This window comes from Shewanella maritima, from assembly GCF_004295345.1.
GTDB classification, from domain to species: Bacteria; Pseudomonadota; Gammaproteobacteria; order Enterobacterales; family Shewanellaceae; genus Shewanella; species Shewanella maritima.
The window spans coordinates 70146-84778 of the sequence record NZ_CP036200.1 but is presented as its reverse complement, the minus strand read 5'-3'; the positions used below and the strand labels follow the sequence as shown (position 1 = coordinate 84778).

General features: G+C 43.3%; 12 protein-coding genes. 5 read left to right on the top strand and 7 right to left on the bottom strand.

Translation table 11 applies throughout. The annotated features are described in order from the left end of the window. Positions 1 to 23: 23 nt before the first annotated feature. Positions 24 to 1601: a general secretion pathway protein GspF gene (locus tag EXU30_RS00510; protein ID WP_130597323.1), complete on the top strand. Its 1578-nt coding sequence runs from the start codon at positions 24 to 26 to the stop codon at positions 1599 to 1601. Between the two features lie 138 nt (positions 1602 to 1739). Here the strand turns inward: EXU30_RS00510 and EXU30_RS00505 are convergent, their stop codons facing one another. Next, positions 1740 to 2780, bottom strand: coding sequence for an FAD:protein FMN transferase (locus tag EXU30_RS00505; RefSeq protein WP_207234087.1), 1041 nt, complete (start codon positions 2778 to 2780; stop codon positions 1740 to 1742). A 249-nt stretch (positions 2781 to 3029) separates the two neighbouring features. Further along, complete coding sequence (locus EXU30_RS00500) at positions 3030 to 3902, bottom strand: polysaccharide lyase family 7 protein (RefSeq protein WP_242620281.1); 873 nt, start codon at positions 3900 to 3902, stop codon at positions 3030 to 3032. A 262-nt stretch (positions 3903 to 4164) separates the two neighbouring features. Here EXU30_RS00500 and EXU30_RS00495 point away from each other — a divergent pair, with 262 nt between their 5' ends. The 3 genes from EXU30_RS00495 to EXU30_RS00485 all read left to right on the top strand — a co-directional run bounded on the left by EXU30_RS00495 (position 4165) and on the right by EXU30_RS00485 (position 6838). Further along, on the top strand, positions 4165 to 4827 hold the full coding sequence (locus EXU30_RS00495) for an SDR family oxidoreductase (protein ID WP_130597322.1): 663 nt from the start codon (positions 4165 to 4167) through the stop codon (positions 4825 to 4827). A 116-nt stretch (positions 4828 to 4943) separates the two neighbouring features. After that, positions 4944 to 6200, top strand: coding sequence for a sensor domain-containing diguanylate cyclase (locus EXU30_RS00490; protein ID WP_130597321.1), 1257 nt, complete (start codon positions 4944 to 4946; stop codon positions 6198 to 6200). Positions 6201 to 6313: 113 nt separating this feature from the next. Then, positions 6314 to 6838, top strand: coding sequence for a YciI family protein (locus EXU30_RS00485; protein WP_242620280.1), 525 nt, complete (start codon positions 6314 to 6316; stop codon positions 6836 to 6838). 52 nt (positions 6839 to 6890) lie between these two features. Here EXU30_RS00485 and EXU30_RS00480 read toward each other — a convergent pair whose 3' ends face one another. Further along, positions 6891 to 8297: an MATE family efflux transporter gene (locus tag EXU30_RS00480; RefSeq protein WP_130597320.1), complete on the bottom strand. Its 1407-nt coding sequence runs from the start codon at positions 8295 to 8297 to the stop codon at positions 6891 to 6893. 236 nt (positions 8298 to 8533) lie between these two features. Between EXU30_RS00480 and EXU30_RS00475 the strand changes: the two genes are divergently transcribed. Next, positions 8534 to 9421, top strand: a complete 888-nt coding sequence (locus EXU30_RS00475; protein WP_130597319.1) for a LysR family transcriptional regulator — start codon at positions 8534 to 8536, stop codon at positions 9419 to 9421. Between the two features lie 42 nt (positions 9422 to 9463). Here EXU30_RS00475 and yfaE read toward each other — a convergent pair whose 3' ends face one another. The 4 genes from yfaE to EXU30_RS00455 form a co-directional block, all read right to left on the bottom strand. Beyond that, positions 9464 to 9820 carry a class I ribonucleotide reductase maintenance protein YfaE gene (yfaE, locus tag EXU30_RS00470; RefSeq protein ID WP_130597318.1) on the bottom strand — a complete coding sequence of 119 codons (357 nt, stop codon included), beginning with the start codon at positions 9818 to 9820 and terminating at the stop codon, positions 9464 to 9466. After that, positions 9795 to 10925, bottom strand: a complete 1131-nt coding sequence (nrdB, locus tag EXU30_RS00465; protein ID WP_130597317.1) for a class Ia ribonucleoside-diphosphate reductase subunit beta — start codon at positions 10923 to 10925, stop codon at positions 9795 to 9797. Before nrdB ends, yfaE begins: the two co-directional genes overlap by 26 nt. A 54-nt stretch (positions 10926 to 10979) precedes the next feature. Continuing rightward, positions 10980 to 13268: a class 1a ribonucleoside-diphosphate reductase subunit alpha gene (gene nrdA / locus EXU30_RS00460; RefSeq protein WP_130597316.1), complete on the bottom strand. Its 2289-nt coding sequence runs from the start codon at positions 13266 to 13268 to the stop codon at positions 10980 to 10982. Between the two features lie 686 nt (positions 13269 to 13954). Next, entirely contained in the window at positions 13955 to 14623 is a 669-nt protein-coding gene (locus EXU30_RS00455) for an HAD family hydrolase (protein ID WP_130597315.1), read from the bottom strand. Positions 14624 to 14633: the final 10 nt, after the last annotated feature.

The following is a 14633-nucleotide window of genomic DNA, read 5'->3' as shown; positions in this document are numbered from 1 at the left end:
TAGCAATTTGAAAGGACATCATTATGAGTAAACCAAGGACCAAAGGCGTTAATGAGCCGTTGCTATTTGCCGATCACCGCCGTCCAATTAGTCGCCGAGACTTTATTGCAACCGGCTTAGTAAAAGGTGGGCAGGCCGTTGCAGGCCTTTCGCTGTTTAGTTTGTTTGCTGATGTTAATCAGGCGCAAGCAGCGTTATCGCCTGATCTTGAAGCGCTACGCAATACCTGTGGCATAAATGTACAAGGTGCAGGCAAAATTCCGTTTATCAGCTTTGACTTAGCAGGCGGTGCAAACATCGCCGGTTCCAACGTGCTAGTCGGGGGAGCTGGCGGTCAGCAGGACTTTTTGTCGACCGCAGGTTATAACAAGCTCGGGCTACCTGGCGATATGGTGCCTTCGGTTATGGATCCGAACACAGGTGCATCAGATTTAGTTAATACCGACCTTGGTTTAGCCTTTCACTCAGATTCAGGCTTTTTGCGAGGCATATTAGAAAAAGTGTCAGCCGACACGGCAGCTAAGATTAATGGTGCAGTAATACCGTGTCGCTCAGACAATGATACTGGCAACAACCCCCACAATCCCATGTACGCGATTGCTGCAGCTGGAGCCGATGGTTCATTAATGCCCTTGATTGGTTCGCGCAATACTGATTCTGGTGGTAATTCGATGCCAGCTGCCAATTTCATCGATTTAAGTAAGAGGCCAACCAAAATTGACCGACCAACAGATGTAACAGGTTTGGTGGATGTAGGTGATTTATTTGGGCTGTTATCGCAATCTGATGCCGTCACTGTTATGGAAAGTATTCAGCGGATCAGTGCGCAAAAAATGGCGAGTGTGAATACTCAAGTAACCCGAGAAGATGTCATCAAAGACCTGGTTAATTGTGGTTATGTGAAGAGCGCCGATTTAGCTGACAGGTTTGGCGATCCATCAACGCTTAACCCTGTGCTTGACCCTGATATTGTAGGACCAGCCGGCATTTTCTCCATTAACGAGTTTGATGGTGAATCTGAGTTTCAAAAAACAGCTTCAATCATGAAACTTGTGGTTAACGGATACTCGGGGGCAGGCACGGTCACAATGGGCGGCTTTGATTACCACACTGGCGAGCGTGGCACAGGTGAGCTAAGGGATCTACGCGCTGGTCGCTGTATGGGAGCATGTCTTGAATACGCAGCTCGTCGCAATATGCCGCTTATGCTTTATGTGTTCAGTGATGGGTCAGTAGCCAGTAATGGCCGAATCGACGACTCTGAAAATGGTCGCGGTAAAGGTGAGTGGACAGGTGATAATTCATCGACGGGCGCAGCTTTCTTCTTAGTATTTAATCCAAATGGTAAGCCGCAACTTATGGGCGGCAGCGAAGAAGAAATGGCGCGTCATCAACAAATTGGTTTTATGCGTGACGATGCATCAGTCGATACGGCTTCGGCGCCGTCTGCAAATAACGTGAACTTGTTGGTTGATACAGTGCTACTTAACTATATGGCGCTCCATGGTGAGCAGGGCATGTTTAATCAAGTAGCACCAAGGCAAGGGTTAGGACCCAATGCGATGTTAGATGCATTAACGGCTTTCCAACCAATAGTGTAGATTTATATATTAATGGAGTTAACTAGGTTAACTCCATGTGTAAATCATTATCGACGATGCACTGAGACTAAATGCCTGATAAACACAGCAGCACGTATTCTTGTTGTCGTAATATGGAATTAACCAGCTATACAATGTTTAATTTGTCTGCAGACCTGTTGAAAAATGCATTGTTTGCTGGTTATCGATAATCACAGCTTCAAAGTCTTTTAAGCGGTTAACTAGGTTCATTCCATCTTGTAAACCAAGTACAAACACGGCGGTTGAAAGAGCATCGGTATAGGTGGCGTCGGGCCCAATTACCGATACGCTAACGACTTTTCGTGCTGAGTCGCCTGTTTGTGGGTTAATGATGTGGTGGTAGCGTTGACCATCTTCAATAAAATAGCGCTCATAATCCCCCGATGTTGAGATTGCTTCGTTTTCTAACGGCAACCTTACTGCTGTTTTGTCTTCAGCTCTAGGGTGTTTGATACCAATCAGCCAAGGTCTTCCTACTCGATCGCCAAGTAACAAAGTATCACCTCCCGCGCTGACTAACGCGTGTTCTACTCCGGCATCTTTTAGCAAGTTAATCGCTTGCTTGATTGCATGCCCCTTAGCTATGCCGCCCAGATCAATCTTTGTTTTTGGGTGACTAAACGTGACGGTAGTCGAATTGTCGTCTAATTTCACAGCTCGGTAGTTAATCGCATCGAGTGAGGTTTGGATAGTATTTTCATTTGGCTTTTGCTTGGCGCGATAATCATAGTGATAACCAACTGATGCATAGGTAATATCAAACGCCCCTTGGGTAAGGTTGGCGATTTGCTGAGCTTGTTTTAACAGCTTAAATAACTCTTCACTGACTTTGACGGTTTTTTGGGCTGCTTTCTGGTTCACCATAGAAAGTTCACTGCTTGCTATATACGGGCTCATGGATTGTTCGATGCGATTAAGCTCTGCTTTGACCTCTGCGATAAGCTGTTTACTCGTTTGCTCTTCTTCCTCAAGTTTAAGTTTCTCAGAATCGAGATAAAACTCTACGTGAGCGCGAGTGCCCATAACATCGAAACTATGTTGATACCATTTAGCTTGAACATTAGTGCAAAGCAGCATGAGTGGCATAACAATCAGTTTGTTGGCGATAAACTTTCTATGGCGTAGTTTTGAACATGTAGTGATGACAGCTGAACGCATAATAAGAATTTGTTTGAATTATAGTGCTGTCAGTTTAAGGAATTATTGTCTAGTGCGTAAGGGGAAATGTTAACTATTAACCTAGCATTTTACACTCGATACTCGGCACAACACTTAGCACTTACTATCTTCTACTAGGTGTTAATTGCAAAGTGCTCAGGACGAAGATGATTAAAGACCATTGCCAAAACATAGTTTTAGGCAACGGTCTCACGTACATAGAATTAGTGGGCTAATAGAGCTGCCACACTAGGGCGCAATTTTATTAACCTTGTATTCTAGATTGTAGAAATGTGCTTCGCCTTTACCGTTTTCAAACTGGTTATACACGCCGGCTTTGAAGTAACTTAATAGGTGTTTCCAATAACTAATATCGTGATTAACTTTGGTGACACCATCCACTTTAACGACCAACTTCTGATCACCGACGATAATATCAAAGTGGGTTGGCTGCTCACTATCATAGGCAGTAAGCGGCAGCTTTAAGTAGGCATTTTTACACTCAGCTGAGCCTTTGTTGCCACTTTTTGATGAGCAATTAACTGCATTGTTCTTAATGATTGCCCAGTAATAGTCGTTATAACCCTTACGACTTTTTTCATAGACGATACGCAGCAGTGGATGGGGAATGTAACCAGTTCCATCATCATCGATGCCTTTATTATGAACTTGTAGATAGGTCATCGCATCATTTTTGGAAGGGCTGTTTTCCATTGCACCGCGAGGGTCAATAGGCATGACATCGGCTGACAGTTGATAGAAAGTATCAGCTAGGTTTGATGGGAAGTTATTTTTAACTCGCAATTCGTTACGTAGTTTGTAGCCTTCCATACTCACAATAAGTGCTTCAGAACCCTGATCGACATAAAAATGCTCATTGACTAAACCACTGAAGTTACTGTCTTTAGCAAGCTCATACTTAGAGCCTGGTTTTGCATTCGGTTCTGAAATCTGCAGTTTAGACTCACTCAAAATTGAGTCGAACTTTTTGTACTCAGCAGGCGCTACTTTAACGCCATTATGTGGCTTCATAGGAAAGTCTGGTTTTACTACCGTATCTGTTGCAGCGCACCCAACTGTGGTCATCGCTAATGCGATAGTTAATGGAATGACCTTTTTCATATTTATGTCTCTCGTCCGTCAATTTATGTTGTAAATCTTGTTTGTAATTCTAAGGTTGACTAGATTTTAAATATAATAATACAAATAGTTTGTGGACTAGATCTTATTTTTTGGTAGTGACTTTGTGATTAAACCGGGCTCTGTACAGATAAGGTAATACTTCTCAATGAGTTGTAAATATTACATTTGCCAGTATTAATCACTTAATTAAGCTGGTTTAATAGTCGAAAACAATCTCAACTAAAAAATGAGGAAGCGATAGATGCAAACAGTTGCGATTACCGGAGCCAATAGAGGAATAGGCTTAGAATTTGCGCGCTATTATCAATCTCAAGGTGCAAAGGTATATGCGTTATGCCGGAGCTCAAACGCAGAGCTTGAGAGTCTGGGCGTTAACGTGATTACTGGCGCAGAAGTCACAACTGACCAAGGATTAGATGTTATTGCACAAGGCCTAGCTGGTGCTGAGCTAGATATCTTGATTTGCAATGCAGGTATTTTGCGCGACGAACAGCTTGGAAGTCTGAATATTGAAACCATAAAACAGCAATTTGAAGTCAATACCTTGGCGCCTTTGTTAATCGTAGAGCGATTGGAATCGCAGCTTAAATCCGGCGCAAAAGTCGCGATGATCACTTCTAGAATGGGCTCGATTGAAGACAACACTTCAGGTGGGCGCTATGGTTATCGTATGTCCAAGGCCGCGCTGAACGCTGCATCTAAATCGTTAAGCCATGATTTACGATTAAATAATGTGTCAGTAGGAATATATCATCCAGGCTATGTTCAAACCGATATGGTTGGTGGTCGCGGTGACATTAGCGCTGATGTAGCAGCGACGCGTATCGCCAATTTGATTGCACAGCTATCGCTGCAAAATACAGGTGTTTTCTATCACTCCAATGGCCAACAGCTACCTTGGTAGTGTTTATTGGTTGATTAATGACAGTGATGTCACCTCGTGTTGACTTAACCTGAGTTTAGATTATTTAGAGTCTATACTGTCATTAGTTACTGTAATTCAGGATAAAATTACTCGATATGCCGGGTTTTAACATTGACTCCACCTATGGTGTTGTCATTATTCAAGACTTAAACGTCGTTAACGTTGATGAGAATTATGCCAAGATCTACGGCTATGATTCTGCGGCTGAATTGCTCGAAAGTATCGAGTCATTTTTAGATCTTATTCCTAAAACCTATCATCAAGCAGCAGTACAAAATTATCACGACACCATCGCGGGCACGATTGTTCCTCGTGGGCATACTTTTAAGAATGTTGATAGGCATGGCCGAGAGTTTACCGTGTTTTCGGTTGATCATGTTATCAAGTGGCAAGGACGTGACGCGCTGCAAGTTACCGTAATCGATCTGTCTATCGTCGTCGAAGCGCAAAATAAACTTCGGGAGCAGGAGCAAGCATACCGTCAGCTGATCATGAACTCAGGGCAAGGCATTATGGTACACAGGCAATTCAAACCATTAATGCTTAACCAGGCATGGGTTAATGCTATGCACGCAGAGTCTATTGAGCAGGTGATGGCGTTAGACTCTATCCTTGAAGTGATCCCGCCAGAAGATAGACTGTTAATGGCTGATAAGTATGACGAAATCTTACAAGGTAAACTTATCGGTAAAAGTAAGGTTGTCGAGAACATCTGTTTTGATGGCAAACGTCGATTTTTCAATGTGTATGACAATGTAATTGAATGGCAAGGTGAAAGCGCGGTTCAGGTTGTTATTGAAGATTGCACCGACAAGGTTGAGTATGAAAAAGCGCTCGCCTACAAAGCCACTCACGACGGCTTAACCGATCTTTATAACCGTAGTGCCATCAACGAGTGGCTAAGCAAATTATTTTATCGCCAACGTAAGTTGTTTTGTCTATTAATTGATATTGATGATTTTAAATTGATAAACGATCGCTACGGTCATCAAACCGGGGATGTTGTGATCCAATCCATTGCCAAGATTCTAAAGAAACAACTTAAGCTGTTATCAAGTCAAGGTGCGGTTGGACGTTGGGGCGGAGAAGAATTTATTGTATTCCTGACCGATATCGATGAAACCCATGCGCGTGAATTTGCACTGTCAATAACCCAAGCATTTGCTCGCAGCCAGTTTGAACATAGGCTAGGGGAGTTTAATGCAACCACCAGTATTGGAGTAAGCGTGATAGACACCGAGCTCAATCAAACACGTATAGATGAGTTGGTTAATACCACTGACAAGTATCTCTACCTTGCCAAAGCTCGCGGCAAAAACCGCGTGGTGAGTAGTTTTGACCCCGCCAGCTAGTGTTCAGTGGCATTAACTAAAAAGCGCATCTTAGCCGTTTTTGACATTTAAACTCATATATTTAATGCTCTAGTTTCAGATCAAAACCTAGATTTAGCAAGGAAAGCACGAATATGAAATTAGCATTTCGCTCTAGTAAACCACACTGCAGTGTTAATCTATTTAATATGCACGCCAGAAAGCTCGCTTTTTCATTATTGGCTGCAGCACTGACAGTGCCAGTTTGTCTAAGCCAACAAGCGATGGCCAATCCAGATTATGTTGAGCATAAAGCTAAGTCTGTAGGCGCAGACGAATATGGTATGAAGCGATACGTGATGGCGTTTTTACGTAAAGGTCCAAGCCGTGATAGACCCAAACATGAGGCCGATGAACTCCAAGCTGCTCATATGGCCAATATCAGTCGATTGGCTGAAGAGGGAAAGCTAGTGCTAGCTGGGCCATTTTTTGGCGATGGTGAACTTCGCGGTATTTATATATTCGATGTCGAAACGGTGGCCGAGGCCAAGGCGCTAACAGCAACAGACCCTGCAATTAAAGCTGGTAGCTTATCCATGGAATTAGTGCCTTGGTATGGAAGTGCGGCGTTAATGGAGATTAATGAACTGCACAAGCAAGTAGCCAAAACGTTGTTTTAAGCAAGCGCGTTTAGATTGGTATTTGCCGTTCAACTAAACGCGCTAGATAACCTTACGCCGACGCTAGTTCGTTGATATTGTTTGTAGTTGATGCATACCTTTCCTTATCCGCTTTTGCGTTAAGCGTACGTAACTCTTTAATAAAAGTCGGTAGCAATAAGGTACAAAGCGCTAGGTTAGAAATAGGCACAGCAAGCCAAATACCGTTTATTCCCCAAATTGTCGGCAGAATCAGTAAGAAAGGGATTTGAATCGCCATGTTAGCGACAGATATTTTGGTCGCCAACCCTCCTTTATTAATTGCAACATAATACATAGTCGCAATAAACATCACTCCATCTAGCAGTAAAGCAAGCAGATGTAAGCGCATACCGTTTATTGTTTCAGCAACTAAGGTTGCATCGTTGCTAACAAACATACTCACTACTAACTCAGGCACCAGATTAATGGTTGCCACAGTAATGATTGCAATGCTTGCGGCAATCTTTAATGCCAACAATAAGGTAGCACGTACATTTTTGTATTGTTTAGCACCAAAATAGTAACTAACTGGTGGTTGCATACCGCCAGAAATACCCTCAGCCAGTAGGTAGAACAAGGTTCCAACATAACCAATGACCGCAAACGCAGCAACATGGACTTCATTGCCATACTCTAGTAACAAGCGATTGTGCACTGACAAAATAAAGCTGAAATAGATAAACATGAAGAAGCTTGAAAGCCCCACGTTTAGAATGGCTTGTATTTGCTGTTTTGATATCAATTTGCTGCTAATTGTTAGGCGTGTATTGGCATATCCGCTGAAGAAATAGCCGATACCTATCACACAGATTGTTAATTGAGCGATTAACGTCGCGATTGCTGCACCTGTAAGCCCCATCGCGAACTGACCGATCAACAAGTAATCCAAAACGATGTTTAACCCTGCACCTGCGACCAGTAACCAGGTCGAGAAATTAGGATTGCCATCGTTGCGGATCATTAAAGGTAACGCTGTTGCGCCAGCAGTGAATAAGGCGCCGTAACAGAAGATCTGCATGTAATCTTGCGCCATCGCAAGGCTGTTATCTGTTGCAGACTGAAGCAGCAGCAAGTCTGTACCGAAGAGCGCGATGACTGTGGTAATTAGGCCAGAGAGCAACAACAATAAAACCAGAGCGTTAACTAAGACTTGTTTTGATTTAGTTTGATTTGCTTCACCGCGGCTGATTGACAATAAGCTGCCGCCGCCCATACCGATTAGCATGCCAAAACCGACGACCATGTTAATGATTGGCCACGCAAGATTAATACCGGCAAGCCCTGATGCACCGATGAAATGTCCGACGAATATGCCATCGATTACTTGGTATAGACCGCTGACCACCATAGCGGCAATGGATGGAATGGCATACTTCCAAAATGTTTTGCGTACTGAACTCGCGTTCGCATCAGTTCTGTTGGTCGTTGTATGTGTCATAGGGCTACTGTTGTCATTATTAGCTTGTCGCGTTATCGATTTATCACGTACTAGGGAAACGACAAGCACGTTAAGTGTTGATTGACTATTGTTGATTGAGAGTGGATTATGACTGAAAATTGTATATATCAAAGTTAGCTTCTATCCGTTTGGCGTATACATGCGTTGTATTTACGGGTGATAACTCTTAACAAACGGTTTATACGTAAAACCTGACTTGTCGTAAGGAGAAACCGTTGAACTGGTCACTGGATCAACTGCAAGCTTTTGTCTGCTCGGTCGAAGCAGGCTCATTTTCTGCCGCCGCCAGAAAGCTGGGTAAAGCGCAATCAAGAGTCAGTAGTGCTATCGCCAATCTTGAGCTAGATCTCGGTGTAACCTTGTTTGATCGCAGCGCAAAACTGCCGGTGCTCACGCAAGACGGTAAGCAAATTTACGCCGAAGCAATCGCAGTGCTGGCTCAATGTCAGCGATTAGAAGCCCGCGCCATGTCAGTCACCAAAGAAGTTGAGATCTCTTTGACGATTGCCATGGATGAAGCGGTATTAATTGACCCGTTTGAGCTGATGTTTATGCAGCTCGCTGAAGTTTATCCTCTGTTAAAGCTCACGATTATTAACGGTACTCGCAGTGACATTTCAGCCTGGGTTGAACAAGGCAAAGCGGACATTGGTATTATTTTCAGCGCCGATGATTTAAGTGAGCAGTTAGAGTACTACTCGGTTGATAGGTTTTACCAAACCTTGATCGTATCTGAAAAACACCCGTTAGCTAAATCCAAACGCCCGAGCTTAACGGAGTTGGTTAACCACCGGCAGTTAGTGATTTGCGATCTGCAAGGCAAAGCGAGTAAGCCAATATCACCTAATTACTGGATGCTGGATAGTTATTACTACATTACAGGTATGGTGACGCGTGGTATCGGTTGGGCGCTTGTGCCTGAGCATGTTGCTCGCTCAGATTGGTATATCGAGCACGGCTTGGTAGAGCTAGACACTTACCATATTCCTGAGTCGTTATTGATTGAGGTTGGTGTGGTTAAGCGCCGAGATAAAGGAGTTGGCGAAGTACTAGAGTGGTTATTTGCCGAGCTTGAAACCATGTTTAAGCAGACTAGGCGTTAACAGGTATATCAACGCAAGGGCTAGTATTGTATTAACTCGCCTCTATGCTGGTTCTTTTATCTTACTAGCCAGCGCAACCACCCCTGGGTGGGTACTGATGTCTTGCTCGATAGCCAAGTCTAAATTTGAATCTGGGCGACAGCAGCAAGGCAGGCATTCATCTTTTTCTAACGCGACAAGTGGCGGCGTGTGGTAAGTCACGCTACCACTTAACACTTTTGTTTTACAGGCGCCACAATACCCGTTACGACACTCAGAGAATACTTTTATTTTTTTGTATTCAAGTGCTTCAAGCAGGGTAGTTTTGTCGTCGTTAAAGAGCAGTACGGGCTGCCCTTTAACGCTAACAATCGGCGCTTTTTTAAATGGATTGTTATAGGTCAAAGTCAGCAAACTCATCGCTATCTACCGAGGCATCAATTTGCCCAACAAGGTAAGAAGAGACTTCCACTTCTTGAGGTGCTACCTGTACTGCATCACTTTCTAACCAGTTCTTCATCCATGGAAGCGGATTAGTTCTGTCTTCGTATGGCTGGATCAGGTTAACTGACTTCATACGTTGGTTAGTGATGTACTCAACGTACTGGCAAAGGATTTGCTCGTTAAGGCCAATCATAGAGCCGTCTTTAAACAGGTATTTTGCCCATTCTTTTTCTTGCTCAGCAGCCTCTAAGAACAAATTAAATGCCTCAGGCTCACACTCTTTGGCAATTTCAGCCATCTCAGGGTCATCTTTACCGCCTTGCATTAGCTGTAAGATATGCTGAGTACCATTGAGGTGAAGTGCTTCGTCGCGAGCAATTAATCGAATGATTTTTGCATTACCTTCCATAAGCTTGCGCTCAGCGAAAGCGAACGAACAGGCAAAGCTTACATAGAAGCGAATCGCTTCTAGCGCGTTAACCGACATCATACAAAGATACAGGGCTTTTTTAAGCTCGCGAGAATTAACGGTAATGGTTTCACCGTTGATCTCATGGGTGCCTTCACCATGTAGCTCATTTACTTGAGTCAATTTAATCAAGTGGTCATAAAAATGCGCTATATCGCCAGCGCGCTTGAGAATTTGCTCGTTCTGTACAATATCGTCAAATACAGCAGATGGGTCATTGACGATATTACGAATGATGTGCGTATATGAGCGAGAGTGAATTGTCTCAGAGAATGACCAGGTTTCAATCCAGGTTTCTAACTCTGGGATCGACACTAAAGGTAAAAACGCGACGTTTGGCGAGCGGCCTTGAATCGAGTCGAGCAGTGTTTGATACTTAAGGTTTGAGATGAAAATGTGCTTTTCATGCTCTGGTAATGAACCATAGTCAATTTTGTCACGGCTAACGTCTACTTCTTCTGGACGCCAGAAAAAAGACAGCTGCTTTTCAATGAGTTTTTCAAATACTTCATATTTTTGCTGATCGTAGCGTGCAACGTTCACTGGCTGGCCAAAGAACATTGGTTCGTTAGTTGGATCATTAGGTGTTTGACAAAAAGTAGAGTAAGCCATTATTTCCGTTCCTAAAAAAGCGGGGCAGCCCCCGCGATTTCATATTAATTATTATTAAATCTTGCACGCACCGCCGGCACAATCGTTGTCTTCTTTCTCAACAGAGGTAATGTCATCATGTTGATCAGACGCGCCGTCACGAGTGTTGTGATAGTAAAGGGTTTTCACACCTAACTTGTACGCAGTTAACAAATCTTTTAGCAGCACTTTCATTGGTACTTTTTGATCGTCAAAACGCGCAGGGTCATAGTTAGTGTTAGCTGAAATTGCCTGGTCAACGAACTTCTGCATTAAACCAACAAGTTGTAAGTAACCTTCATTGCTTGGCATGTTCCAAAGTAGTTCGTAATCATGCTTTAAGGTTTCAAAGTCAGGCACTACTTGTTTCAACTGACCGTCTTTACTCGCTTTAACACTAATTAAGCCGCGTGGTGGCTCAATACCGTTAGTGGCGTTTGAAATTTGCGATGAAGTCTCAGATGGCATAAGTGCAGACAAGGTTGAATTACGTAGGCCATGAGTTTGAATTTCACTACGCAGCGTTTCCCAGTCAAGATGCAATGGCTCATCACAAATTTCATCAAGCGCGCGCTTGTAGGTATCGATAGGCAGAATACCTTTAGCGTAAGTGGTCTCGTTAAATAGCGGGCAAGCACCTTGTTCTTTAGCCAGATTCATTGACGCTTTTAATAAGTAGAACTGAATTGCCTCGAACGTTTTATGGGTCAGGTTATTGGCTGAGCCATCTGAGTAACGCTTACCATTTTTAGCAAGATAGTTTGCAAAGTTAATAACACCTATACCCAAGGTGCGGCGATTCATTGAACCAAGGTGCGCCGATTTAATCGGGTAGTCTTGGTAATCAAGTAGATTGTCCAACGCGCGCACAGCAAGGTCGGCTAGCACTTCAATTTCATCTAAGTTTTCAATTGCACCTAGGTTAAGTGCAGATAACGTACAAAGGGCAATTTCACCATTTGGATCGTCGATGTTGTTAAGTGGCTTAGTTGGCAGCGCAATTTCTAAACACAAGTTCGATTGCTTAATTGGCGCAACTTGTGGGTCAAACGGGCTATGAGTATTGCAGTGGTCAACGTTTTGTACGTAGATACGACCTGTAGAGGCACGCTCTTGCATCATAAGTGAGAACAAATCGACTGCTTTTAGCACCTTACGACGAATGCTCTCATCTGCTTCGTATTTTACGTAAAGCTCTTCAAACTTAGCTTGATCGGCAAAGAATGCATCATAAAGGCCAGGTACGTCTGATGGGCTGAACAAGCTAATGTCTTTACCTTGGATTAAGCGTTGGTACATTAACTTGTTTAATTGCACACCATAGTCAAGGTGACGTACGCGGTTATCATCAACGCCACGGTTGTTTTTAAGAACAAGTAACGACTCAACTTCTAAGTGCCAAATTGGGTAGAACAGCGTTGCTGCACCACCGCGCACGCCGCCTTGCGAGCAAGACTTAACTGCGGTTTGGAAGTACTTATAAAAAGGTAGGCAACCTGTATGGAATGCTTCGCCGCCACGAATAGGGCTACCAAGCGCACGAATGCGACCTGCGTTAATACCAATACCAGCGCGTTGACTCACATACTTAACGATTGATGACGCTGTTGCATTAATTGAATCCAGGCTGTCATCACATTCAATGAGTACACATGAGCTAAATTGGCGAGTAGGGGTGCGCACACCAGCCATAATTGGCGTAGGCAGTGAGATCTTAAATGTCGATGTGGCGTCGTAAAAATCTTTTACATACTTAAGGCGCGTTTCAGCTGGGTATTTTGCAAACAGGCAAGCTGCCACCAGCATGTATAGGAACTGAGCACTTTCATAAACTTCTTGGGTCACGCGGTTTTGAACCAGGTACTTACCTTCAAGTTGTTTAACCGCAGCGTATGAGAAGTTCATATCGCGCCAGTGATCAATGTAACTATCTAAAGTATCTATTTCTTCACGGGTGTAATCGGCAAGAATATGTTGGTCATATTTTCCCATCTCAACTAATTGAGTCACATGGTCATACAACTTCGGTGGCTCAAACTGACCGAATGCTTTTTTACGTAGATGGAAAATAGCTAAGCGAGCGGCAAGGAATTGGTAATCAGGTGATTCCGGAGAAATTAAGTCTGCAGCTGCTTTAATAATGGTTTCGTGGATAGCTTCGGTAGGAATGCCGTCGAAGAATTGTAAGTGAGAACGTAACTCCACTTCTGATACTGAGACGTTGTTGAGTCCTTTTGCCGCCCAAGTGATCACTCGGTGGATTTTATCTAGATCAATAGTTTCGCGTTCGCCACTACGTTTAGTGACCATCATGTTGCTATTCATTAAGGATTTGCCTTGGTTTTTATTATCAATATCTGCTGGTGCAGTTTTGTGTTGATCAAATACGCGATCAGTAATAGTTGAGTCCAGTTATCTATTATTGTCGCCTTAATATTCACGCTCTGGGTTAACAAGCGGTTAAACTTTAAGCGCACCCCATATATATTGGGATTTTTATGGTTAACCTAACCCTAAGTGTAGTGTATTCCATCAACAGCAACACACAAGATATAGTGCTGTTAGAAATTAATGATACAAGATAGTGAGGTTTTAGCGGATTTGCAAGCTGCAATTTCGATAACATCCTGTGGATAAGTTGAGGATGTTTATTCGCTTAATTATGCAGGTTTGCTAAAGGGCAGAGCTACAGGCATATTCTGCGAATGCAACAGATTTTTAACATTAAAATTAGAACGGATTGATCGCTAAAATAAACACCATTCACAAATTTGATCGGCAAAATTTTAAGCAGTCTTTCTCAAACTTGATTTCGCTTTAAATTTATCTAGCAACTTGGGAACTATACGTTGCCCAAACAAAAACACATCTGTTAGACAATGAGTCCACTGAAAAGTAACAAACTAACATTAGAGCTTGGTCAAATTGACGACTTTGAAATTACCCAAGGTTGAGCAGAAGAGCTGCGATAGCAATGCAAAACTAGCGCTGAACTATTTACCTTAATAAGGCTACTTGAATAGCGCCAGGTAGTCCTGTGCTGATCCGAAGCGATATCGCGCAGGCCATTCATCAGGTGTATCTGTTTCATTCAAATAACCCCATAAGGCAACGCCGCCAATCATGTTAACGTTTTGAGCGGCCGCTAGGTCGCGCTCTGCATCGCCTATATACAAGATGTGTTCAGGGTCGATACCCAATTGCTGCGCGGCAAGTAGCATAGGTTCACAGTTAGGCTTAGGGAACTTGGTAGTATCCCCGCTAATGATTGTCTGACAGCGTTGAGTTAACCCTAGTGCTGCCATTAGAGGGCGGGTGAAACGGGCATGTTTGTTGGTCACAATGCCATAGGGAATTTGCTTAGCATCTAAACTATCGAGTAATTCACCCATACCCGCAAATAACTTAGCGTGTGAGCCATTGATTTGGTGATAGCGAGTAAGCATTTGTTGTTGAAGCGTATGCTGCAAAGTTTCATCAGCGTGAGGCATCGCCGTTTTTACTAGGAACAAACTGCCATGTGATGCAGCGAACCTTAACTGTTCAAGAGGTTTTGTCGGCAGTTGGTTATCGAGTAATACATCGTTGAGCGCAGCAACAAGATCTGGGGCGGTATCGGCTAACGTGCCATCCAGGTCAAAAAGTACACCTTGTATTTCATTGTTACTGTTTGTTTGCATTATTAATTCC

Excerpts from the sequence above, each read along its gene's own strand:
- EXU30_RS00510 (WP_130597323.1), top strand. The coding sequence starts at position 24 with ATGAGTAAACCAAGGACCAAAGGCGTTAATGAGCCGTTGCTATTTGCC.
- EXU30_RS00505 (WP_207234087.1), bottom strand. The coding sequence starts at position 2,780 with ATGCGTTCAGCTGTCATCACTACATGTTCAAAACTACGCCATAGAAAG.
- EXU30_RS00500 (WP_242620281.1), bottom strand. The coding sequence starts at position 3,902 with ATGAAAAAGGTCATTCCATTAACTATCGCATTAGCGATGACCACAGTT.
- EXU30_RS00495 (WP_130597322.1), top strand. The coding sequence starts at position 4,165 with ATGCAAACAGTTGCGATTACCGGAGCCAATAGAGGAATAGGCTTAGAA.
- EXU30_RS00490 (WP_130597321.1), top strand. The coding sequence starts at position 4,944 with ATGCCGGGTTTTAACATTGACTCCACCTATGGTGTTGTCATTATTCAA.
- EXU30_RS00485 (WP_242620280.1), top strand. The coding sequence starts at position 6,314 with ATGAAATTAGCATTTCGCTCTAGTAAACCACACTGCAGTGTTAATCTA.
- EXU30_RS00480 (WP_130597320.1), bottom strand. The coding sequence starts at position 8,297 with ATGACACATACAACGACCAACAGAACTGATGCGAACGCGAGTTCAGTA.
- yfaE (WP_130597318.1), bottom strand. The coding sequence starts at position 9,820 with ATGAGTTTGCTGACTTTGACCTATAACAATCCATTTAAAAAAGCGCCG.
- nrdB (WP_130597317.1), bottom strand. The coding sequence starts at position 10,925 with ATGGCTTACTCTACTTTTTGTCAAACACCTAATGATCCAACTAACGAA.
- nrdA (WP_130597316.1), bottom strand. The coding sequence starts at position 13,268 with ATGAATAGCAACATGATGGTCACTAAACGTAGTGGCGAACGCGAAACT.
- EXU30_RS00455 (WP_130597315.1), bottom strand. The coding sequence starts at position 14,623 with ATGCAAACAAACAGTAACAATGAAATACAAGGTGTACTTTTTGACCTG.